This window comes from Acidimicrobiales bacterium (genome assembly GCA_034521975.1).
Classification (GTDB): domain Bacteria; phylum Actinomycetota; class Acidimicrobiia; order Acidimicrobiales; family SKKL01; genus SKKL01.
The window spans coordinates 135,216-155,796 of record JAXHLR010000002.1; the positions used below are offsets into that span (position 1 = coordinate 135,216).

Sequence of the window (20,581 nt, forward strand, 5' to 3'; positions counted from 1 at the left end):
AGACGTCGCCGACGATGTTCGTCACCCACGTCGTGAACCTCGACACCGGCGACACCATCGACGTGCTCGAAGGCCGGTCCAAGAACGCTGTGGCCACCTGGCTCGAGTCCAAGCCCCAGGTGTGGCGCGACGGGATCGAACACGTCGTGATCGACCCGCACCAGCCCTACGCCGCCGCCGTGCGCCGCTGGCTGCCTCGATGCGGCGATCGTCGTGGACCACTTCCACCTGATCCGCCTCGCCAACCAGGCCCTCGACGAGGTCCGCCGCCGGGTCCAACAAGACACCCTCGGCCACCGTGGCCATGCCGGCGACCCGCTCTACCGGATCCGCCGCCGCCTGCTCTGCGCCCACGAACGCCTTGCCGACGGCGGCTTCGACCGGGTGCTGGCCTGGCTCCACCGCGGCGACCCCGACGGGGAGGTCTCCGCCGCCTACCTGGCCAAGGAGTTGCTGCGCCAAATCTATGGCTCCACCGACGCCATGCACGCCCGCCGGCGGCTCGTCGTGTTCTACCAACACGTCGCCGACGCCGGCGTGCCCGAGCTCAACCGCCTCGCGACAACGATCTCGCGATGGGAGGCCGAGCTGTTGCGCTGGCACTTCACCAGCCTGTCGAACGGTCCGGTCGAGGGCAACTTGGTGGTGAAGAACACCAAGCGCTCTGGGTTCGGGTTCCGGAACTTCGACAACTACCGCCACCGCGTTCTGCTGCGCTGCGGTCATCGGTGGCAGCCTGTCAACGCGCCACCGCTACACCCCGCTCCCACCGCAGTCGCGTAGAGCCATCAATGCCTCACAGGGCCTTCTTCCAGACCGACCATCGGCCAGAGCGCCGCCCAACGCGCCACTTCAGCCTCGCCGTTCGACTACGAGCCTCGTGACACCATACTGCAAGCCTGCCGCGAGCCTCAGAGGCCTGAAAGCTGTTCTCTAGTGAGGCGAGGTGCCGATCAGCCTGAGCGAATGCTTCCTTAACATCGCCGTACATGGAGGAAAGCGCGTGCATCGTGGACACGACCGCTGGATCTGGCTTCTGTGTATCGACGACGTAGCCTACGAATCCGAGGGTTACCTGTGTGAGTGCAAGCGCTGCACCGGACCCGGGCTCGGCCAAGCCCGAGTTGGTTGGGCCTGAAAGAGTGGTCAACACGCCACGGAACGGCACGTTGATCAGATCTGTGCCACTAGCGCCTCCATGAAGATGGTGGGATGCTGTGCGGAAGTCAGGACGCATATGCGACATCCCGGCAAGCTTCTCAAGGAGCGAAAAGGTTGGCCGCTCTGGCTCCGTTAGGGGAGCGGCCCACTGCCAAGGGTCGGCAAACCGTGAGCCATATCTTCTGCATGCCTCCTCATACGCCTCGCGAAGTGCCTCAAGCTCGGGATCGGGGAGGGCCGCTCGACCGTTGAACCCCCGGTGCCTCTCATGCAGGAGCGCGTCCTTGTACGCTTCGGCCGTCGAGTGGGCAGCGAACCGCTGAGCGATCTCCTGGTCCGAATTGCTGATGAGCGCCGAGACGACGACAAGCTCGTGCAGTGTACGCCAGCGCGCGAATGCTCCTAGCGGGTGGCCTGTTCTCAGCAGAGCGTGAATGTCTGAAGTCACAAGGCACGCCCTTGAGGTGATTGAGGAAAGTGTTTGAAGCTTGTCGTCCTCGGCTCGTTCCTCGGAGTGATTGGTAAACAGGTCTACGTTCAGTTCACGACAGACTATTAGGACGAGGTAGAGCGCATCGAGTGCATCACCCCAAACCCACTCCAGGTTTGCTTCAAATCTACCACGGTATCGCCGATGCTCCCGCAGCTTTCGAGGCGCGCGTCGAAGGGCATCGAGTCTAATGTTCCTCCCCGAACTCTCAATCGAGTCGGCTACGTGATTCGCGATCAGGTCGGTGACCTCATCGGCAGCTACCTGCCAGCTCATCCCGTCCTCGATGCGTCGCTCTATAGCGTCTTCGATGGCCTGGGCAACCTTTGGGTCGTCAAAGGCGTTGACAGCTTGCGCGCCGAGCGCTGAGGGTTGCTTCCAGTACCGCATCCACCTTTGATCCTACGCGTTGTGTGTGACGCTGGCGCTGCGAGGCAAGGCTCGCTATGTCAGTACAGTGCTGATCTCATGGGCGAGGCCGACGACGATTGAGCCGACCCCGATCATGACGAGGGCGCGAAAATCGAGATGCGCGGCTTCGCCTGTTCTTTGGCGGATGTCTGACCGGAGTTGCTCCTCCCGTTCCTCCCGCTGTTTCCGCTCCTCGGCTAGGGCTTTCTCGGCTCTCTCCCGGGCCTCGGTGATTGCGTCGCTGTTGAGGTTGAGCTGTTCGTAGACCCGACCCATCTCGCGGTCGAGGTTGCTCACACGCTCATCCAGGTCGTCTGGGGTAGGACCACGCCCCACGTGGACACGAGGCGACGAGATGACGGACCCAACGTCTACCGAGTCGACCACGACTCTGTGATGTACGCGCCCCCTTCGTGGAGTGGCGAAGCGCTGGAGCCGCAGAAGAAGGCGACGTACGTGTGCGGCGAGAGCAGACCAAGGAGGGGGCAAATTGGCCCACTCATGGTCTAGGAGGGACGTCCACAGGGCAGCGACGACGCCGCCAAGTTGAACAACGAGACCGACGTAGCGAACGGAGGCCTCAAGGTCTGCCGAGCCGAGAGGTGTGAGAAGGATGGCAAACCCCGAACCAATGCCCGTTGCCAGGTAGATCCGTCTGAGATTCGCCGCCGGCGTCGTTCCGTCGCCCATCGCGACAAGGTACCGCGAACGCGCGATGCTGCCCCGAGCCGTGGCCGGGACCGCGTCGGCGAGACGTCTGCATCAGTTGCTCTGCGACGCCGACTCGCCGGTGCCGCCCGAGGTGCTCGACAGCTCGTGCCAGCCGACGAGTCGCCTGGGCAACCCCGCGTAATCGCACCTTCGTGGTGATCCGCCAGGGGCGCTCGTCTCGACGTCGACGGCTCCGCCAAATTCGCCTCGGACCGCAGTCGGCATCGGCTTCGCGTTCGCCCACCCCGCGGCGATCGTGAAGATCGCTGAGCCCGAGAGCTGAACGTCCTTGCACCCCTGATTCTTCGGTCTGGTCGGGTGGTGCTCCGCTGGGCGCTGCCGGCCAGACTAGGAGGGCAGCTCGGCACGGAGAGTAGCGTGCGTCCGGGGCGTGGAGACGCCTGACTCTCTGGCGCATAACGGGGGAGACAAATGCTCAACATATTACTGACAGTATCCGTGGCAGCGATATCCGCTCTGTTGGCATGGTACTCCGCGCGGAGGATGAAGCGTCGACCCAGAGTTCGTCAGGCGATTGACCACGAGGTCTTGCTGAAGCCTGATCTGGCTCTGACACACGCTGGTTTGGAACTTCTCGTGAATGGCGAGCGCACTGACGATCTTTCAATAACTCGGCTTGCCATTTGGAACGCTGGCGCGGGAGACTCAATCCGGGCGAATGATCTGCTTCCCGACGATCAACTGAGGGTTGTTTTCGCCGAAGGTGCCCAACCGTTTCAAGTGCGAGTCCAGCGATGCAGTCGTCCTCAGATCCACTTTCGGGCTGAACTCGACCAAGAGACCGTGCCGATCAAGTTCTCCTTCCTCGATGGCGGCGACGGCGCATTAGTAGAGATCCTTCACAGCGGACCCAAACCAGAGGTTCAAGGTACAGTCATTGGTGCTGACATGGAGCCAGCAAAGCTGGCACGGCTATCAGATGGCGACCTGTCTTGGACTGAAGAACGCGGCTTCGTCAGGCGTTTTGGCGCAAGGCTAAGAGCATCTGGTCTACATGGAAGGCGTCTATTGGTTCTCGTAATTCCTTTCCTAGCAATCATTCTCCTATCACTGATTGTACTTGTTGACAACCTCACAACTGATAGTGAAAGTGCTCTTGTTGACCCTGCAGCATACGATCTTGATGAGGCTGAGGGCCAACACGCATTCGCTCGGGCAGTAGGCATTCCAAGATCTGAGAGCCCCATGGTATACGCGCTCGTTTCATCAACAATGTTCGTGATCTTCTTCGGATTCACTTACATGCTCGTTGGCCGGCGGCTAGTCCCGTACTCCATCTTGCGATATCGGCCGGGCTAGCAAGGGGCCGTATCGTCACCGCTGCTGAGGCACAGTGAGCGGCCCCGGGCGGAAAGCCCGAGGCCGCTCCCCAAGCTCGCCGATTTCGGGGGTGTTCTTCTAGTCGGCTCCGACCGAGCGCCGCGTGAGGCCGTCGACAGCCCGTGCCAGCCGAAGTGTGGCGACCTGATCGGGCCAACGGTGTTCGCTGACGAACTCGACGAGGTCCGCGACGTCGAGCACAACGGTCGAGCGTTCGTGACCGCTGGCGAGGTGGTCGAGCGCCTCGGCGATGCCCCCGACGCCCTCATCGCCGCTCAGGCAGCGGATGAGACGATCATGCAGTGCCTTGACCTCGTCTGGGTCGCGGCGTGCGAGGGCGGTGGTGGTGAAGGTGCAGTTGCAATCCATCATTGCTCAGGTCCTCCTCCTATAGGTCCGTCTGACTTGTAGCAAGCGTGAACAGAAATGGCGGCGGCGCCCGGGCTCGGTCCGGAACGTGTCAAGGGGGATGAGACAACTTCTTACGCGGATTGGATGAGTGCTTCTCGGTTGGGGTCGTTGATCCACGCGACCTCGGGAAGCTTGGGTGGGGTCGGTGGTTGATGGCGGAATCGGGCGGGGTTGGCGTTGTAGGCGGCGGTGAGGGTGGCGGCTCGGGCGGCGCGGATCTCGGTGGCGGTGCCGTAGTGGACCGATGCGGGGGTGTGCAGCCCGATGCCGGCGTGGAGGCGGTTCTCCGGGGGTCCGGCGCCGACGAGAGACACGGATCTGTGCGTTTGGGCAGGTGGGAGGGCTCGTGTCGACGGCCTGAGAACTGCAACAGGTGTGGTGCACGTGCCGGTTGGCGATGGTCATGTCGCGATCCGTGGGGTGTTGAGCTGTGCCATGAGTTCCCGGTTGGCGGCTCGGGCGGCGGCGAGGTCTTCGTCGCGTTCTTCGAGTTGGACCCGCAGATCGATGGTGTGTTGTTCGAGCGTGCCGATCTGTTGTTTGAGTTGGTCGATGTCGTCGGGGACGCCGAGACCGGACTCGTGCCATGCCTGGTCTCCGAGCGTCTCGGAGAGGCGCTGTTCGAGTTGGTGAACCCGCGCCGCGAGACGAACGGCGCGTTGCTGAGCGTTGGCCAGGTCGGCTTGCAGCGACGCCCGGCTGACGGCGGGCCCGACGCCTGCAGCGTTGGGCGGTTGGGCTTCGGCGGCGTGGATCTGTTCGAGAAGATCGCGGTGGCGGTAGAGGAAGCTGCGGTCCACTCCGGCGCGTCGGGCGATGCCGCTGACGCTGATCTCGTCGCCTTTGTTGGTGGCGTCGTTGAGGGCTTTGAGCACGCGTTGGCGACGGCGGGCTGAATCGGCGCGCCGTCCTTGGGTCATGGCAGCGCTGCGGGTGTGGGTGTCGGTCATGCGGGTCGTTCCGGGCGGAGGTCGGGTGCGATCTGGCGGATGCGGGGCATGCCGATCATGACAGTGCGGTGCCCTCGGACGGCGGCGACGGCGGTGTCGATGTGGGTTCGTTCGTCGTCGGTGAGGTCGTTGAGGCCGGCGTGGACCCGGGCGATGAGTCGACGGACGCGGAGGACTTCTTCTTCGGAGGGCATGGCTTCAGCGCGTGCCCATTCGTCGACGTCGGTGGCAGCGAGGACTCGTTCCCGGTTGCGTAGGAGGTCGTCGAGGTAGGCCTGCAGGTCGGGCAGGTAGGAGACGTCGGTGCGGAAGTGGTCACAGCCGGTGCAGCGGAACCGGAACGGGCAGGCGTTGCCGCCGGCTTGGACGTTGGACGGCTCGGCGCAGACCCCGAAGGGGACGGCGACCTCGCCGATAGCGCGCCGGGTGTGTTCGGAGTCGAGCAGTTGCTGCGCGGTTCGCCAGATGCGGTTGCCGTGCCGGTCGAACTGCATGGCAGCGACCCGGTCGACGGCCTCACGGCGACGGTTCTCGCCGACTCGGTAGTACGCCTTGGTGGCATCGAGCTTTCGGTGGTCCATGAGCTCGCGCAGCACGTCGATGCCGACCCCGGCATCGGCGTGACGTTGCGCGTAGGTGTGCCGGTAGGCGTAGAGCACGATCTTGGTCTTGTCGAAGATGGCGCCATCCGCGGTAACCAACTCGGGGATGCGGGTCACCCAGGTGCGGTGCGCGAACGCGAGGCTGAACGCGGTGATGGCCTTGGTGCCGTCGGGGTTGCGCCGGTCGGTGGGCAACAGCTTCAACTCGGCCAGCGGGGTGTGGGGCCAGCGGGCTCGAACATGTTGGTGCTGGTCGATGAGCAGCTGGGCGGTGTTCTCGCTGATCGGCAGTCGACGGCCGAGCCGGTTGGCTTTGTGGTTGTCGTAGACGAGCACTGCTGCGCCGTCGTCGTCTCGTGACAGGCAGTCCAGGCTGAGTGTGCAGAGTTCTTCGGGTCGTCGGCCGGTGTCGATGGCCAACTCGATGGCGCAGCGCATCACCGGCGATGCCAGCTCGTCGAGGTGGGCGCAGAGCTGACGCATGATCTCGGAGGGGAGATCGCGGCCGGGCTCGGCTGGCTCGGCCTTGTCGGGCACGTCGGCGACTCCGATCGTGAAGTCCTCACCCAGGCCGGCCGCTGGCCCGCCGGGGCGGGTCAGGCCCATGGCCCGGGCCGTGGTCAGGACCTTGCGCACTTCCCGGCAGGTCCGGATCCGCCCGTCGTTGCTGATCTGGCCGGCGCCTTGGAGGTAGGCGAGCCGGTTCAGGAAGGCTTCCATAGCCGGGCGGTCCAGCGCGGCGGGGACCTCACCTCGGTCGGGTCTCATCCGCAGGCTCTCCGACAACCGGGCCACACAGCCCAGATGGTGACGCACGGCCAGGCCACCTCTGGACGTGGTCGACCGGCGCTTGGGGAGATCGTCGGCCGCCCAACGCTTGGCGACCTCGCGCAGCCAGGGCTGCGTGATCTTCGTGAACGACAAGGTGCTGGTGTGGCCGAACACCACCAGGTCCCATTCGTCGCCGGCGATCTCGGTCTCGGGGCTCGCAAGTGCCCGACGGGCGTGCGCGCTCACCGACTTGCACAACGACTGAAGCATCGGGTCGGGATCGGCCGCCATGACGTAGTCGGCGAGCGTGGCCGCCTGCTGGGCGCGCAACTCGTTGCACCATCGCCGCAGATCGGCCTCTTTGGTCTTGACACCGTCGAGCCGGCCGCGCTGTTGCAGCCCGACCAACAGCTCCGCGACCACGACCGGTGCCAGCCCCCGGAAACTGATCTGCCCGCCCCGCCCGATCGGGGTCTCGGTCAGCCGCCACTGCTGCTCGTCGAAACGATCCTCCCGGCGGGCACGCCGGAGTCGGAGCTGGTGGGGCTCGCAGTAGAGGCCGTCGGGGTGACGGCGCTGCTGCACACAGCCGGCAACCGCGCACGGGCCGCAAGCAGTAAGCGGCCGGGCCGCCGGATGCCGGCAGAACTCGGCCACGCCGATCCCGAGCGTGTCGGCTTGGTCGAGATGCGCTCGGCACAGCCCATGGCGCGACGACAGCCACTCCCGCCGACAGCGGCTCACCGCGCACAGGCCCGGGCCTTTCGCCCAGCCGGTGCGGACCGGCAACAGATCGATCTCATCGACACCGAGCCCGTGACGGTCAAGTCGACGCCGACACGACGCGCACACCCGACTCCGGGCCGGCGCCGTGGTCGAACAGTCCTTCCCGCAACAGACCGGGCGGCCCAACAGCGGATGCGACGGCGGTGGGGACAGCACACTGCTGGCCGGGTCCCATCCCGCGTCGGTGAGGAACACCGGGTCGACCAGGGCGGCGAGGCGAACGGCCCGCCCGTCGAGACCGCCCGCCGTGGCGAACACGTGTGAAACGTCCGTCGTCGGGACGACAACGTCGGCGGAAACGGCGTGGAGGGGAATGGTCATTGGTCGGTTCCTGTCTGTGGGCGGGGGCTTGGCACGCGGTCGACGGCGTCGCGTAGCCGGGCTGGATCCGGATGCAGATACACCTGCGAGGAGCTCATCGAGGCGTGACCCAACAGTTCGGCCACCTCGTCGAGCCCACCACCGGAATCGGCAACGTTGCTGCCGAAGGCATGACGGAGCTGATGGGGGACAGCGACCGGGAAAGGTCCGCGCGCTTCGACCACGCGGTCATCAATTCGTTGACTGCGTCCGGTCGCATCGGCGCGCCCACCGGCCGACGGAACAAGTTGACCACCACGAAGTCGCTGTCGCGGGCTTCGGGCACCTCCAGGCGTTCGAACTCGTAGGTGTCGAAGGCAACCACGACCAGGAAGTCCAACGGGACCACCCGTTGACGGCGGGACTTGGCCCACGCCCCGTTCGGGTTGTCGCGTCGAACCACATGCACATGCGCCCGCTCGACCTCGCAGCCCAGCGGGCGGGAGTCCAATCCGAGATGGACGTCGCTGCGACGCAGCCCGCACAACTCGCCCCGACGGAGCCCCGCTCGAGCCATCAACAACACCATCAGCCGGTCCCGGGCCGACCGGCACGCCCCCAACAACGCCACGATCTCGGCGTCGCTGGCCCGATCCACCGCCGTCTCCGGTTCATGCAGACGGTGGCGGACCCGCATCCGCCACGACATCGGGCCGTCTTCTCGTTGTGCTTGCTCGGGAAGGTCGCGCTCGCTGGCCAGCTCATAGAGCATCGGCACCAGATGGCCGGGCGCCGCTCCCGAGTCGACCGCGTGCACCACGAACCCCCGGACTGCGGCCAACACGCCGTTGACCCGGCGGGCGCCGCGCACCGGTTCCCGGCCCGGACCGGAGAGCACCTCACCCATCTCGACGGGAGACGCGTCGAGCCCGCTCACCTCCGGCCCCGCGTGGCGTAGCCACACCATGAACAGCCCCACATGCTCGACGCCGTCATGCCAGTGACGGCCGGTGCGAGCACACCAACGCAAGAACAAGCAGATCCCGCCCGCGTAGGACTTCGTGGTCAGCTCCGAGCCATCGCGGCCGAACCGGACATGGCGCAGATACGCGTCGGCCTCGGCGACCACGACCAGGTCGTCGTCGAGCACCGTCCAATACCGCACCCCCGACGGCAGCTTCACCGGGAACGCCCTCACCGGCCATCACCGACCACGACCCGTTCGCCGTCAACGCCCGCCCTCGTCACAGACGCCATGCGTAATCGCCACGTGCACCACAGGCGCGGATACCTGTTGCACAACCCGTCAGACGGCGCCTCTATGCAACATGGCGCGACAGGTCCCGGTCCCCCAGAGAACGGTGGACGTGGTTGTAGTGATCGAAGAACGAGGCGCAGAACGAGCGGGCATCGGCGATGGATCCGAACCGGGTGGGGAACGCGGGGCAGTACTTGAGGGTCTTGAACTGGGCTTCGCTGTAGGGGTTGTCGTTGGAGACCGATGGGCGGCTGTGGGAGCGGGTGACGCCGAGGTCGACGAGGAGCTGGGCGACGGGTTTGGAGGTCATCGAGGTGCCGCGGTCGGCGTGCAGGGTGAGCTGGTTGCGGTCGATGCCTTGTTGGTCGAGGGCGTCGGCGATGAACGCTTCGGCGAGTTCGCCGGTCTCAGCGGCGGCGACACACCAGGCCGACGACGTAGCGGGAGTAGATGTCGATGATCACGAACAGCTCGTAGTAGACGCCGCGTTCGGGGCCGGGGAGCTTGGTGATATCCCATGACCAAACCTCATTCGGTGCGGTCGCGATGAGCTCGGGGCGCTTGCGGGCCGGGTGGGTGCGTTGGCGGCGACGTTCGCGGTTCTCGCCGGCGGCGGCGAGGAGCCGGTACATGGTGCGGATCGAACACAGGTAGATGCCGTCATCGAGCAGCTGGGCCCACACCTGAGCCGGGGCCAGGTCCCGGTACTTGGGCGAGCGAAGCACCGACAGCACGTGCTGTTGTTCGGGCTCGGACAGCTTGTTCGGCGGCGCCGGCCGCGGTGGCGCAGGCCCATGGACCGGTGGCCGTCGGCGACGCAGCACCGTGGAGCGGTTGACGCCCAACAGCTCACACGCCCGCTTGGTCGACGTGGCCTCCTCCAGGGCGGGCAGGTGCTCGGCGGTCACGGCTTCGACCTGGTCTCGGTGTCCGCGCTCTCGGAGAGCTGCTCCAAGAGCGCGTGCACTTTTCCCGTGATCTCCAACGCGGTCTGGGTCTTGGCCAGGTCTTTGGCGCAGGCGCTCGTTCTGTCGGCGCAGCCGATCGAGCTCGACTTCCTCCGCCGTGCGGCGCTTCTTCGACTTGCGGGCCAGACCCTCGCGGGCGCCGGCCTCGGCCTGCTTACGCCACTCCGAGATGTGGGAGCTGTACAAGCCCTCACGGCGCAGGATCGCTCCGCGTTCCTCCGAGCCCTTCGGCCACGAGTCGTACTCGGCGAGGATCTCCGCCTTGTACCCGGCGGTGAACCGCCGCCGCGTCGGGCGCGCCGCAGGGTCGATGTCGTCGTCAGTCACACCCCCAGTGTGGGCGCGGCCGTTCAACGATGCAGTGGTCATGGTCATGGTTCTCGAGTTCCTGTCTCGCCCCGTCGGGTCAGATGATCGGGTACCGCAGGTGTCTCAACTCACCCTGACAGACAGGGGTCGGATGATCCTCGCCCCGGTCCAGGACTCAGCCAGGACTCAGGAGAGCTGAGATCGCCGCCGATCTCGTGAGATCGAGCGTGACGAACAGTGAGCCGAAAGCCCAGGTCAGCGCACCATTCTGGTGCGCCTGGCCTGGTGGTGACGGTGAGTCGGCCTGTAGGCGGGATTCTGTCCTCGGGTCCGTTGCCGGGGTCCCGATGGGTGACCATCCATCTGTGCGGCCTACCTGTGGGCTGTCCCTGACGGGACGGACGGGCCGCCCGTGCCCACGACTTGGCCTTGCTCCGGGTGGGGTTTGCCGAGCCGCCCGGGTCGCCCCGGGCGCTGGTGCGCTCTTACCGCACCGTTTCACCCTTGCCTGTGCCCGGCGAACCGGGCCATCGGCGGTCTGTTCTCTGTGGCACTTTCCTGCGGGTCGCCCCGACTGGCGTCTCGCCAGCACCCTGTCCTGTGGAGTCCCGACCTTCCTCGACCTGGTCGATGCCAGGCCGCGGTCACCCGGCCGACTCACCGTCGCCTACCAGTGTGCCCCCTCGGGGGCGCGGCGGCTACTCGACGATGAGGGTGGCCTCCATGTCCGGGTGGTTGTTGCACCAGTACTCGTACTCGCCCGGTTCCTCGAAGGTGTGGGTGAACCCGTGCTCGGTGCGGATGGTGCCCGAGTTGAGCTCTTCGCTGAAGGTCACCGTGTGCGGCGCGGAACCCTCGTTGACCCAGGTCACCGAGTCGCCCGCCGACACGGTGGCCTCCTCGGGCTCGAAGCGGAAGTTGTGGATCTCGATGTCGGCTTCGCCGGGGTCGGGATCGCCGCCCGGGGTGATCGTGAGAACGGTGGTGTCATCGCCGCCGCCCCCACCATTGCCAGCCGCCGAGTTCCCGCCCTCGCCACTGCAACCCGCCACGAGCAACGCGGTCGCGGCGACCACGCCCGCCAGCTGAACCGGTCCGATCCGACGACGTGCCATGTGACTCCTCAAACAGTTGGTGTTCCTGGATCGAGGTACTGGTTCCCCCCAACACCTCATGTCGTGACGACAGTCACACTGTACGCGCGATTGGTGGGGTGCTGTAGTCAGGTCCGACCAAGGCGCGTACGTACCCCAGGCCCAGGTTCAGAAGTCCAGCGCCGACAGCTCGCCGTGCCACCCGGCGGCTCGTTCCAGGGCGGTGCGCCACTGGTCGCGGTCGAGCCGGCCGGTGGGCTCGACCCGCTCGCGTGGCTCCCATCGCTGCGCGATGGCACGTTCGTCCTCGATGAGATCGGCGCCCAGCGCGGCGAGATACGCGGCGCCGAGGGTGGTGGCCTCGAGCACCGGCGAGATCTCGACGACCTTGCCCGTCGCGTCGGCGAGCGCCTGGACGAATGTTGGGTTGGCACTCATCCCCCCGTCGACCCGCAGCTGGTCGATGGTGCGGCCCGATTCGGCCTCGGCCGCCTCCACGAGGTCGGCGCCACGGTGGGCGATCCCCTCGAGCACGGCTCGCACGATGTGGGACCGGTCCGAACCCCGGGTGATGCCGAGCAGCGTCCCGCGAGCCCCGTAGTCCCACTGGGGGGTCCCCAAGCCGAGCAGCGCGGGCACGTACACCACGCCGCCGCTGTCCGCGCACGAGGCCGCCACCTCGTGAGACTCGGCCGCATCCGAGAGCAGCCCCAGGTCTTCGACGAGCCAGTCGAGGTTGGACCCCGCCGACAACATGATCGCCTCGAGTCCCCACGAGGTGGTGCCGCCACGCGACATGGCGACGATGGGAAACGTTCCCGCCGGCCCGCGCTCGGCGGAGGCTGGAGCGTCGTCGCCGAGCCACATGTCGAGCATGCCGCCGGTGCCGAAGGTGATCTTGGTCATGCCCGGCCGGACGCATCCCTGCCCGACCAGCGACGCCTGCTGGTCGCCGGCGATCCCGGTGATCGGCGGCGCGCCGGCCAGCGCGGTGGCGGGCCCGACGACCCCGGCCGAGTCGACCACCGTCGGCAGGCAGGACTCGGGGATCCGGAGCGCGTCGAGCACCCGCTCGTTCCAGCGACCGGCGTCGCCGGTGAGGAGCCCGGTGACCGCGGCGTTGGTCCGGTCGGTGACGTGGTGGGTGCCGCCGGTGAGGTGCCACACCAGCCATGAGTCGACGGTCCCGAAGCACAGGTCGCCCGAACGGTCCGGGTCGGCGGCATCGAGCAGGTGGGCGAGCTTGGTGGCCGACTGGTTCGGCGCCAGGCGGATGTCGTCGGCCTGCAGCGCGAGGCACTCGCCCACGGTGCGCAGGTCCTGCCATCCGATTCCGGGCCCGACCGGTGTGCCGCTGTCCCGCTCCCAGACCACCGTCGACGCCCGCTGGTTGGCGATGCCCACCGCTGCCACCTCGCCCACCTCGGCCAGCACCGCTTGGGCGGTCTCGAGCGCGGCGTGGGCCATGTGTGAGGCATCGAACTCGACCAGGCCGGGCATCGGGGTCGACGGCACCGCCCGAACGTGGCGCTCGCTGATGATCGTGCCGTCGGGGTCGACAGCCGCGGCGCGGATGCCGCTGGTCCCCACATCGATCACCAGCACCTGCATCGCGGTTCTCCTCGATAGATCACGGCCACTCCACCTCGCCGAAGGGATCGGGCAACCCGAGCTTGCCGGGGTTCAGGATCCCGTTGGGGTCGAGCGATGACTTCACCGCCGCCAGCACCGTGTGGGCCGGCCCCAGCGCTTCGGTCATGAAGCGGGCCCGGTTGAGCCCGACGCCGTGATGGTGGCTGAGCGCGCCGCCGCCGGCCAGCACCGCCCGGGTGCCGGCATCCCAGCAGCGCCGATACATCGCGTCACGGTCGCCATCGGACGGACGGCCGGCGAAGGTGAAGTAGAGGCAGGCGCCGTCGACGTAGGCGTGGGACTGGTGGGCCGATGCTGCCCGGACCCCGTCGATCTGTTGAAGGGCGTCGACGGTGGCCCGGTAGATCCCGGGAAGGGCCGACCACGGCGCCGAGATCTCCATGGTGTCGACCACGAAGTCGTTGCCGATCAGGCTCTTCAGCGCCGAGACCTCGTTGCGGTGGTCCAGCCACCGGCCGACCAGTGACTCGTCGAGCACCTCGGCGTCGGCACACTCGGCGGCGACGATGGCCATGTTGGCCTCGACGGTGACCGGGTCGCCCTCGTCGAGGATCAGCGCGACGTTGCGTTCGCCGGTCTGGTAGCTGCGATCGGACTCGACGGCGTCGTAGAGGCGCAGCACCGCGGGGTCGGCGCCGCGGCGCAGGATCCGGCGGCAGGCCTCCATCCCCTCGTCCCACGTCGTGAACCCATAGGCGCGGTGGGCCTCGACCTCCGGTGCCGGACGCAGCCGCAGGCGCGCACCGGTGATGACCCCCAGTGTCCCCTCCGAGCCGACGAAGAGCTGGGTGAGGTCGGGACCGACCGCCGCGCGGGGAGCACCCCCGGTGGAGATGATCGTCCCGTCGGCCAGCGCCACGTCGAGGCCGACGACCAGGTCCTCGATCTTGCCGTAGCGGTTCGACAGCTGGCCCGCGGATCGGCACGCCAGCCACCCGCCCACGGTGGACAGCGACACCGACTGCGGCCAGTGCCCGAGGGTGAGCCCGTGGTCGTCGCGCAGCCGGGTCTCGAGGTGGTCGCCGAAGGTGCCGGCGGCGACGTCGGCGGTCAGGGAGCTGCTGTCGACGTGGGGGATCCCGGACAACCCGGTCAGGTCGAGCGCCACCCCACCGTGGACCGGAACCGATGCCCCGCACACGCCGCTGCGACCAGCGGTGGCGGTGACCGGCACGCGTGCCTGGTCGCAGATCCTCAACACCGCCGCCACCTCGTCTGGGGTGCTCGGCCTGGCGACCACCGCGGCCTGGGCCGGTATCTGATTCTCGAGCGCCCACATCATCGCCAGGGGCCACCAGTCCCTCGATGTCTCGCTCCGCGTCGCGGCGTCGACCGACACCTCGGCGCACGCGTCGCCGAGGCGCACCAGGGTGGACTCGTCGACCTCGACCGGTCGGGTCTGCACCCGTGTGGTGCTGGTGGCGGCATCGGGAAGGTCGATGGGTGGTGTGGGGACACCCGAGCCCGGGTCGGGCAGGGGCGTGGGGGAGCGGGTCACGACCCCACCGCGGTGGCGTCGACCGCGGGAAGGGACGCGGATCGACGCTCGGCAGCCACCGCTGCCCGATGGGCCTCGGCCTGTGCATCGCGCTCGTCGGTGGTCCAGCCCAGGTCGGCACCCATCAGCTCGGCCACCTCGTCCGCCACTGCGACCGAAGCCGCCGCGTCGCGGAGGCGCAGCGGCACCCGCCGGGTGAGCACATCATCGACGCAGGTCGCCATCTCGTATCGGACGGCGTAGCGAACCTCGGCTCGAACGAAGGGATGGTCGGGGCTGAGTCGGTGGCCGAGGCTGGGATCGTGGTCGATCATCGCGATGAGGGTCCGGGCTTCACCCCCGTAGCGTTCCACCAGGTGGGTCGAGACCGGATCGTCGGCGGCGTCGCGGGCTGCGTCGAAGCCCTCGGCGCCGCGCAGCGCGAGCTTGTTGGTCCGGGAGCGTTTGGCGATCCGCCCACGGACCCGGTCGCCGAGCTGGGCGACGACGGTGTCGACGGTGTCGGCGGCCATCTCGCGGTAAGTGGTGAGCTTGCCGCCGGTGATCGAGACCAGACCGTCGTCGTGGACCTGGACCCGGTGGCGACGGGACAGATCGGCGGTGCGGCCGCTGCCTCCGGTCTTCACCAGCGGCCGCAGTCCCGCCCAGGTGCCGGTGATGTCGTCGACGGTGATCGGGACGTCGACCGAACCGTTGATGGCCCCCAGCAGGTAGGCGATGTCGTCGGGGGTGCAGCGGGGGTCGTCGAGGGGGCCGTCGTAGTCGGTGTCGGTCGTGCCGATGTAGGTCTGGTCGCCCCATGGCACCACGAACACCGAACGCCGGTCGCCGGGGACCGGCACCACCGCCGCGATCTCGTTGCGGATCCTGTCCCACGGCACGGTGATGTGGATCCCCTTCGCCGGTCGGATCGTGTCCGCCGGATCGCTCTGGCCGAGTCCCCGGAGCTCGTCGGCCCACACGCCGGTGGCGCTCACCACGGTGCTCGTACTCACCTCGATGATCTCTCCGTCGACATCGACGGAGACTCCGTCGAGCCGGCCGTCGTTCCCGGCGCTCAGTCCCACGACCCCGGCCCGGTTCACCACCACCGCGCCATGGTCGAGCGCGGCGGTCCGGGCGACGGTGAGGGTCAGGCGGGCGTCATCGGTGGCGGCGTCGTAGTAGAGGTAAGCCCCGGCGAGTCGGTCGGCGGGAAGGGTCGGCATGTACTCGAGCGCATCCTCGGTCGAGAGCCGCTTGTGGAGCTTGCCGATTCGGGCGCCTCCCGTGAGGTCGTACATCCACATCGCCTTGCCCAGGGCCCACGCCAGCTTGCGGTTGAACAGCCCGTCCCGGGTGAAGATCGGCAACAGGAACGGCAGCACCCGCACCAGGTGCGGTGCGTTGCGACGGAGCCGTTGGCGCTCGGCGAGGGCCTCGTACACCAGCCGGATGTCGCCCTGTTGCAGGTATCTCAGCCCACCGTGCACCAGCTTCGAGGACTTCGACGAGGTGCCGGAGGCGAAGTCGTCACGTTCGACCAGCGCGGTCCGCAGGCCACGTGAGGCGGCGTCGAGGGCGACGCCGGCGCCGGTGATCCCGCCACCGATGACCACCACGTCGAAGGAGGTGTCGCGAAGACGGGCGAGGGCGGTGGCTCGATCGAAGGTACCGGGGGCCATGGGGGAGTGCTCCTGGCAGGGGTGGCTGGCGGGGGGTCGCGTCGAACGCCCCGAGCCTATTGCGCCACCGGTACGGTTCATCAATCAGCAGTCAGTGCCAAATGACAACGGTTGCAGATTAGGTCGGTCTCCGCTAGGTTGGAATCCGTGAAGTCACCCGACGAGCTCACCGACCTGTTCCGGGCACGGGGCCTCAAGGTCACACCTCAACGGCAGCTGATCTTCCGGGTCCTCCACGACGAGCTCGCCCATCCCACCGCTGATGCGGTGTACGCCATGGCGAGCACCGAGATGCCGACGATGTCGCTGCGCACCGTCTACCAGACGCTCAACGATCTCACTGCCATGGGAGAGATCGAGCAGATCGACCTCGGCACCGGCTCGGCACGTTTCGACACCAACCTCGACACACACCAGCACCTGGTGTGCGAGCGCTGTGGTGCGGTTCGTGACGTTGTGGTCGACTTCACGGCCATCGACCTCGACGAGGACAACCTCGAGGGGTTCGCGGTGTCGTCGACCGACATCGTCTTCCGGGGCCGGTGCGCCGCATGCACCGACCCCGAGCAAGTGTCATCCAGCCGCCTCCCCAAGGAGAACACCAACCATGCCTGACCTGAAGGGCACCAAGACCCACGAGAACCTGAAGGAGGCCTTCGCCGGCGAGAGCCAGGCGAACCGGCGCTACCTCTACTTCGCCCAGAAGGCCGACGTCGAGGGCTATCCCGACGTCGCCGCGCTGTTCCGCTCGGTCGCCGAGGGTGAGACCGGCCACGCGTTCGGCCACTTCGACTTCCTGGCCGAGGCCGGCGACCCCGTGACCGACGTTGCCGTCGGCCCGACCGAGGACAACCTCAAGTCGGCCGTCGAGGGCGAGACCTACGAGTACACCGAGATGTACCCCGGCTTCGCCAAGACCGCCCGCGAAGAGGGCTTCGACGAGATCTCGGAGTGGCTCGAGACCTTGGCCCGCGCCGAGAAGAGCCACGCCGGCCGCTTCACCGAGGGCCTCAACAGCATCTCCTGACGTCGTCTGGCGCCGTCGCCTCAGTTGTGGCGGCGGCGCCGGTCCACGTCCGCTCGGCCTGTCTGCTGCCCTCGATCCGACGCGCTAGGAGCACGCTCTCGTGACCACGACGTATGACCCCTTCCACCCCCGGTACTTCGACGAAGCCGACCTCCGGGAGGAGATGACCCGGGTCTACGACATCTGCCACGGCTGCCGGCTGTGCTTCAAGTTCTGTGATGCGTTCCCGTCGCTGTTCGAGATGATCGACGAGCACGACGACCAGGACGCCGCCAAGCTCACCCCCGACCAGCAGGATCGGGTCGTGCACGAGTGCTTCCAGTGCAAGCTCTGCTACGTGAACTGCCCCTACATCCCGGGCCAGAGCGACTGGGAGATCGACTTCCCCCGGCTGATGATGCGGGCCGAACAGACCCTCCATCGCACCAACAAGAAGACGGTCGGCACCAAGCTCACCGATCAGGCCCTCGGTCGCACCGACCTGGTGGGCAAGGTCAACACCACCCTGGCCCCCATCGCCAACAAGGCCATCGCCAAGCCGGGCTCGCCGGTCCGCAAGGCCATCGAGAAGACCGTCGGCATCGCGTCCGAACGGGTCCTGCCGCCCTACAACCGCCAGCGCTTCAGCACGTGGTTCAAGAAGCGAGCCGCGCAGCTTCGGGGCGACTCCAAGGGCAAGGTCGCCCTCTTCCCGACCTGCATCGTCGAGTACCAGAACGCGGCGGTCGGCCACGACATGGTCAAGGTGTACGAGCACAACGGGGTCGAATGCTCGCTCCCCGAGGGTCAACAGTGCTGTGGGGCGCCGCTGTTGCACCAGGGCGACGTCGACGCCTTCGTCAAGCAGGGTCGCAAGAACGTCGAGGTGCTGGCCAAGGCGGTCCGCGACGGCCGCGACGTCGTGGTGCCCCAGCCCACGTGCAGCTACATCATCAAGTTCGACTACCCCGACTACATCGGTGGGACCGACGCCGAGACGGTGGCCGAGCACACCTTCGATGCCGCCGAGTACCTCATGAAGCTGCACAAGGAGACCGAGGACGGGCTCGACCGGGAGTTCCCCGGCCTGGTTCCCGAGACCCTCACCTATCACGCCCCGTGCCACCTGAGAGCCCAGAACATCGGGCTCAAGAGCCGCGACTTGCTCAAGCTCACCGGCACCAAGATCTCGCTGGTGGCAGAGTGCTCGGCGGTCGACGGCACCTGGGGCCTGCGCGCCGAGAACTACGAGATGTCCCGCAAGGTCGCCAAGAAGATGGCGACCGCCATCGACAAGGCCGACAGCGAGGTCGTCTCCGGCGATTGCAACCTGGCCAACGGCGGCATCGTGCAAGAGACCGGCCGTGCGCCGCTGCACCCGCTGCAGGTCATGGCCCGCGCCTACGGCATCCCAGAGGAGGAAGCCAGATGAGCACCTCGACCAGCCCCCGCAAGCTCACCATCGCCGACATCGCCGACCAGCGCGCCTACGAGCGTGAGCGCGACGAGTTCCGCCGCCAGATCGTGGCCCTCAAGCGCAAGCGGCGCGTCTCGGTCGGGCCCGTCGTCACCCTGTTGTTCGAGAACCGCGACACCATCCGCTTCCAGATCCAGGAGATGGCCAGGGTCGAGAAGCTCATCAGCGACGAGGCCATCGAGGGCGAGCTCAAGGTCTACAACCCGCTCGTCCCCGATCCCGGCATGTTGTGCGCCACCCTGTTCCTGGAGCTGACCGAGGAGGAACATCTGCGCGAGTGGCTGCCCAAGTTGGTGGGGATCGAGCGGGCCGTGAAGCTGCACATCGGCGAGGGAGACGACACCGTCGAGGTGACCTGCATCCCCGAAGCGTCCCACGAGGCCCAGCTCACCCGCGAGGAGACCACCGCCTCGGTCCACTACATCTGGTTCCAGCTCACTCCCGACCAGATCGAGCAGTTCGCGGCCGGACCGGTCTCGCTGGTGATCGACCACGATCACTACCAGCACTCGACCCCGCTCGCCCCCGAGACGGTGGAAGAACTGCTCAGCGACCTTCGCGACTGATCCTCGCCGCGATCTGTTCGGCCAGCGTCACGTCGCCGGCGGTGGTGAGCTTGATGTTGTCGGGTTCTCCTCGCACGACCCGTGCCGACAGCCCGGCGAAGCGGGCGACCACCTCCGCGGTGTCGACGCCGTCGAAGCCCTCGCCGGTGGCATCGCGGTAGGCCGACAGCAACGGCCCCGCGGTGAACGCCTGCGGGGTCTGCACCCGGCGCAGGGTCGCCGAGTCGAGGCGCTGCGCCGTCGCCGGGTCGCCGGTCACCTGGTAGACGAGTCGCTCCGGCTCCAGGCCGGGGATCGCCGCACCGTGGTCGACCGCGGCGGCGATCACCCGGTCGACCAGCGCGAGCGAGGCGAACGGGCGGGCACCGTCGTGCACGACAACCACGTCGAGGCCACCCACCTCCACCGTTGGTCGCAACAGTTCGAACGCAGCCTGTTCGCTGGCGGCTCGGCTGGCTCCGCCGGTCACGGTGTGGACCGTGGTGCCGAGGTCGAGCTGACGTCGCACCTCACCGAAGGCGGCCTCGTCCCCGGCGCGCACGGCGACGACGATCGAGACGATGTCAGGGTGGGCGTCTAGGGTCAGTAGCGACCATGCGAGCAGCGGACGTCCCCCGACCGTCAGATAGACCTTGTTCGAGCGCGGCCGACCGGCCCGGGCGTCGGCGCTCAACCGCGTTCCCGATCCGCCGGCCAACAGCACCGCAGCGACCCGTGGTGACCCCTCGGCACCCATGCTCGCACCGTACCTGGCGGCGGGAGCCCCCACGGTGAGGCAACAACCCACTCACGACCCCACGATCGTCATCGTGCTGTCCGACGACGACCCCGGCCAGCTCACCCCCGAGGCCATGGAGTCGCTCGTCGCTCGCCTCCAGGCGGCCCCCGAACTGGACGCGGTCGGACCGCTGGCCTCGGTGGTAGACGCCCACAAGGTCATCGACGACGAGGGTCAGGTGGTGGAGACCCTCGACCGCTCGACGCTGGCGCACCTCGGCCGCCCGGCAGCGGTGCGACGACAGGCGCTGGAATCGGGTGAGATCAACCGGATAGGGCGGTGGTGAGCGTGGATGCATTGATCTGGACAGCCCCGTCCCTGCGGGGCCATACTCGCCGTTCCGCCGCCATCTGTCCCGATGGACCGGACCACTGGC

Annotated in this window: 21 protein-coding genes and 1 other RNA gene; 7 read left to right on the forward strand and 15 right to left on the reverse strand. The window is 67.5% G+C overall.

The window, feature by feature from the left end; genetic code table 11:
* The first annotated feature begins 207 nt into the window (after positions 1 to 207).
* Positions 208 to 783: a transposase gene (locus U5K29_00780; protein MDZ7677066.1), complete on the forward strand. Its 576-nt coding sequence runs from the start codon at positions 208 to 210 to the stop codon at positions 781 to 783.
* Between the two features lie 13 nt (positions 784 to 796).
* On the opposite strand, the gene U5K29_00785 is transcribed toward U5K29_00780, so the two are convergent.
* Together U5K29_00785 and U5K29_00790 are read right to left on the reverse strand one after the other, a co-directional pair.
* On the reverse strand, positions 797 to 2,041 hold the full coding sequence (locus U5K29_00785) for a DUF5677 domain-containing protein (protein ID MDZ7677067.1): 1,245 nt from the start codon (positions 2,039 to 2,041) through the stop codon (positions 797 to 799).
* Between the two features lie 54 nt (positions 2,042 to 2,095).
* Positions 2,096 to 2,359: a hypothetical protein gene (locus U5K29_00790; protein MDZ7677068.1), complete on the reverse strand. Its 264-nt coding sequence runs from the start codon at positions 2,357 to 2,359 to the stop codon at positions 2,096 to 2,098.
* Positions 2,360 to 3,577: 1,218 nt separating this feature from the next.
* Between U5K29_00790 and U5K29_00795 the strand changes: the two genes are divergently transcribed.
* Positions 3,578 to 4,093, forward strand: coding sequence for a hypothetical protein (locus tag U5K29_00795; protein ID MDZ7677069.1), 516 nt, complete (start codon positions 3,578 to 3,580; stop codon positions 4,091 to 4,093).
* A 99-nt stretch (positions 4,094 to 4,192) separates the two neighbouring features.
* Here the strand turns inward: U5K29_00795 and U5K29_00800 are convergent, their stop codons facing one another.
* The 12 genes from U5K29_00800 to U5K29_00855 all read right to left on the reverse strand — a co-directional run bounded on the left by U5K29_00800 (position 4,193) and on the right by U5K29_00855 (position 16,378).
* Positions 4,193 to 4,486, reverse strand: a complete 294-nt coding sequence (locus U5K29_00800; protein MDZ7677070.1) for a hypothetical protein — start codon at positions 4,484 to 4,486, stop codon at positions 4,193 to 4,195.
* Between the two features lie 110 nt (positions 4,487 to 4,596).
* The gene (locus U5K29_00805; GenBank protein ID MDZ7677071.1) at positions 4,597 to 4,839 is read right to left on the reverse strand and encodes a hypothetical protein; all 243 of its coding nucleotides are present in this window, start codon (positions 4,837 to 4,839) and stop codon (positions 4,597 to 4,599) included.
* 87 nt (positions 4,840 to 4,926) lie between these two features.
* Positions 4,927 to 5,475 (reverse strand): DUF6262 family protein, encoded by a 549-nt coding sequence (locus tag U5K29_00810; protein MDZ7677072.1) that lies wholly within the window; start codon positions 5,473 to 5,475, stop codon positions 4,927 to 4,929.
* A complete protein-coding gene (locus U5K29_00815; protein MDZ7677073.1) occupies positions 5,472 to 7,892 on the reverse strand; it encodes a site-specific integrase in 2,421 nt (806 codons plus the stop codon). Before U5K29_00815 ends, U5K29_00810 begins: the two co-directional genes overlap by 4 nt.
* 157 nt (positions 7,893 to 8,049) lie before the next feature.
* The gene (locus tag U5K29_00820; GenBank protein ID MDZ7677074.1) at positions 8,050 to 9,117 is read right to left on the reverse strand and encodes a tyrosine-type recombinase/integrase; all 1,068 of its coding nucleotides are present in this window, start codon (positions 9,115 to 9,117) and stop codon (positions 8,050 to 8,052) included.
* Between the two features lie 136 nt (positions 9,118 to 9,253).
* Entirely contained in the window at positions 9,254 to 9,502 is a 249-nt protein-coding gene (locus U5K29_00825; GenBank protein MDZ7677075.1) for an integrase core domain-containing protein, read from the reverse strand.
* A 97-nt stretch (positions 9,503 to 9,599) separates the two neighbouring features.
* Positions 9,600 to 10,487: a transposase gene (locus tag U5K29_00830; GenBank protein MDZ7677076.1), complete on the reverse strand. Its 888-nt coding sequence runs from the start codon at positions 10,485 to 10,487 to the stop codon at positions 9,600 to 9,602.
* 273 nt (positions 10,488 to 10,760) lie between these two features.
* Positions 10,761 to 11,129, reverse strand: an RNA gene (gene rnpB, locus U5K29_00835) — RNase P RNA component class A.
* A gap of 38 nt (positions 11,130 to 11,167) precedes the next feature.
* Positions 11,168 to 11,584: a cupredoxin domain-containing protein gene (locus tag U5K29_00840; protein ID MDZ7677077.1), complete on the reverse strand. Its 417-nt coding sequence runs from the start codon at positions 11,582 to 11,584 to the stop codon at positions 11,168 to 11,170.
* A gap of 147 nt (positions 11,585 to 11,731) precedes the next feature.
* On the reverse strand, positions 11,732 to 13,174 hold the full coding sequence (locus U5K29_00845; protein ID MDZ7677078.1) for an FGGY-family carbohydrate kinase: 1,443 nt from the start codon (positions 13,172 to 13,174) through the stop codon (positions 11,732 to 11,734).
* A gap of 19 nt (positions 13,175 to 13,193) precedes the next feature.
* Complete coding sequence (locus U5K29_00850; GenBank protein MDZ7677079.1) at positions 13,194 to 14,714, reverse strand: FAD-binding oxidoreductase; 1,521 nt, start codon at positions 14,712 to 14,714, stop codon at positions 13,194 to 13,196.
* Positions 14,711 to 16,378, reverse strand: a complete 1,668-nt coding sequence (locus U5K29_00855; GenBank protein MDZ7677080.1) for a glycerol-3-phosphate dehydrogenase/oxidase — start codon at positions 16,376 to 16,378, stop codon at positions 14,711 to 14,713. Before U5K29_00855 ends, U5K29_00850 begins: the two co-directional genes overlap by 4 nt.
* Positions 16,379 to 16,525: 147 nt before the next feature.
* On the opposite strand from U5K29_00855, the gene U5K29_00860 reads away from it, so the two are divergent.
* The 4 genes from U5K29_00860 to U5K29_00875 all read left to right on the forward strand — a co-directional run bounded on the left by U5K29_00860 (position 16,526) and on the right by U5K29_00875 (position 19,427).
* The gene (locus U5K29_00860) at positions 16,526 to 16,993 is read left to right on the forward strand and encodes a transcriptional repressor (protein MDZ7677081.1); all 468 of its coding nucleotides are present in this window, start codon (positions 16,526 to 16,528) and stop codon (positions 16,991 to 16,993) included.
* A complete protein-coding gene (locus U5K29_00865; protein ID MDZ7677082.1) occupies positions 16,986 to 17,405 on the forward strand; it encodes a rubrerythrin family protein in 420 nt (139 codons plus the stop codon). Before U5K29_00860 ends, U5K29_00865 begins: the two co-directional genes overlap by 8 nt.
* A 100-nt stretch (positions 17,406 to 17,505) precedes the next feature.
* A complete protein-coding gene (locus U5K29_00870; protein ID MDZ7677083.1) occupies positions 17,506 to 18,816 on the forward strand; it encodes a heterodisulfide reductase-related iron-sulfur binding cluster in 1,311 nt (436 codons plus the stop codon).
* Positions 18,813 to 19,427, forward strand: a complete 615-nt coding sequence (locus U5K29_00875) for a DUF3501 family protein (protein MDZ7677084.1) — start codon at positions 18,813 to 18,815, stop codon at positions 19,425 to 19,427. The genes U5K29_00870 and U5K29_00875 overlap by 4 nt, the downstream gene beginning before the upstream one ends.
* Here U5K29_00875 and U5K29_00880 read toward each other — a convergent pair.
* The gene (locus U5K29_00880) at positions 19,408 to 20,163 is read right to left on the reverse strand and encodes an IspD/TarI family cytidylyltransferase (protein MDZ7677085.1); all 756 of its coding nucleotides are present in this window, start codon (positions 20,161 to 20,163) and stop codon (positions 19,408 to 19,410) included. The genes U5K29_00875 and U5K29_00880 overlap by 20 nt on opposite strands.
* On the opposite strand from U5K29_00880, the gene U5K29_00885 reads away from it, so the two are divergent.
* Positions 20,162 to 20,491, forward strand: a complete 330-nt coding sequence (locus U5K29_00885; GenBank protein ID MDZ7677086.1) for a hypothetical protein — start codon at positions 20,162 to 20,164, stop codon at positions 20,489 to 20,491. The two genes, U5K29_00880 and U5K29_00885, sit on opposite strands and share 2 nt — an antisense overlap.
* The last annotated feature ends 90 nt before the right edge of the window (positions 20,492 to 20,581 follow it).

Coding starts and splice junctions, on each gene's coding strand:
- U5K29_00785 (MDZ7677067.1), bottom strand. CDS start 2,041: ATGCGGTACTGGAAGCAACCCTCAGCGCTCGGCGCGCAAGCTGTCAAC.
- U5K29_00800 (MDZ7677070.1), bottom strand. CDS start 4,486: ATGATGGATTGCAACTGCACCTTCACCACCACCGCCCTCGCACGCCGC.
- U5K29_00810 (MDZ7677072.1), bottom strand. CDS start 5,475: ATGACCGACACCCACACCCGCAGCGCTGCCATGACCCAAGGACGGCGC.
- U5K29_00825 (MDZ7677075.1), bottom strand. CDS start 9,502: ATGACCTCCAAACCCGTCGCCCAGCTCCTCGTCGACCTCGGCGTCACC.
- U5K29_00840 (MDZ7677077.1), bottom strand. CDS start 11,584: ATGGCACGTCGTCGGATCGGACCGGTTCAGCTGGCGGGCGTGGTCGCC.
- U5K29_00845 (MDZ7677078.1), bottom strand. CDS start 13,174: ATGCAGGTGCTGGTGATCGATGTGGGGACCAGCGGCATCCGCGCCGCG.
- U5K29_00855 (MDZ7677080.1), bottom strand. CDS start 16,378: ATGGCCCCCGGTACCTTCGATCGAGCCACCGCCCTCGCCCGTCTTCGC.
- U5K29_00865 (MDZ7677082.1), top strand. CDS start 16,986: ATGCCTGACCTGAAGGGCACCAAGACCCACGAGAACCTGAAGGAGGCC.
- U5K29_00875 (MDZ7677084.1), top strand. CDS start 18,813: ATGAGCACCTCGACCAGCCCCCGCAAGCTCACCATCGCCGACATCGCC.
- U5K29_00885 (MDZ7677086.1), top strand. CDS start 20,162: ATGCTCGCACCGTACCTGGCGGCGGGAGCCCCCACGGTGAGGCAACAA.
- U5K29_00880 (MDZ7677085.1), bottom strand. CDS start 20,163: ATGGGTGCCGAGGGGTCACCACGGGTCGCTGCGGTGCTGTTGGCCGGC.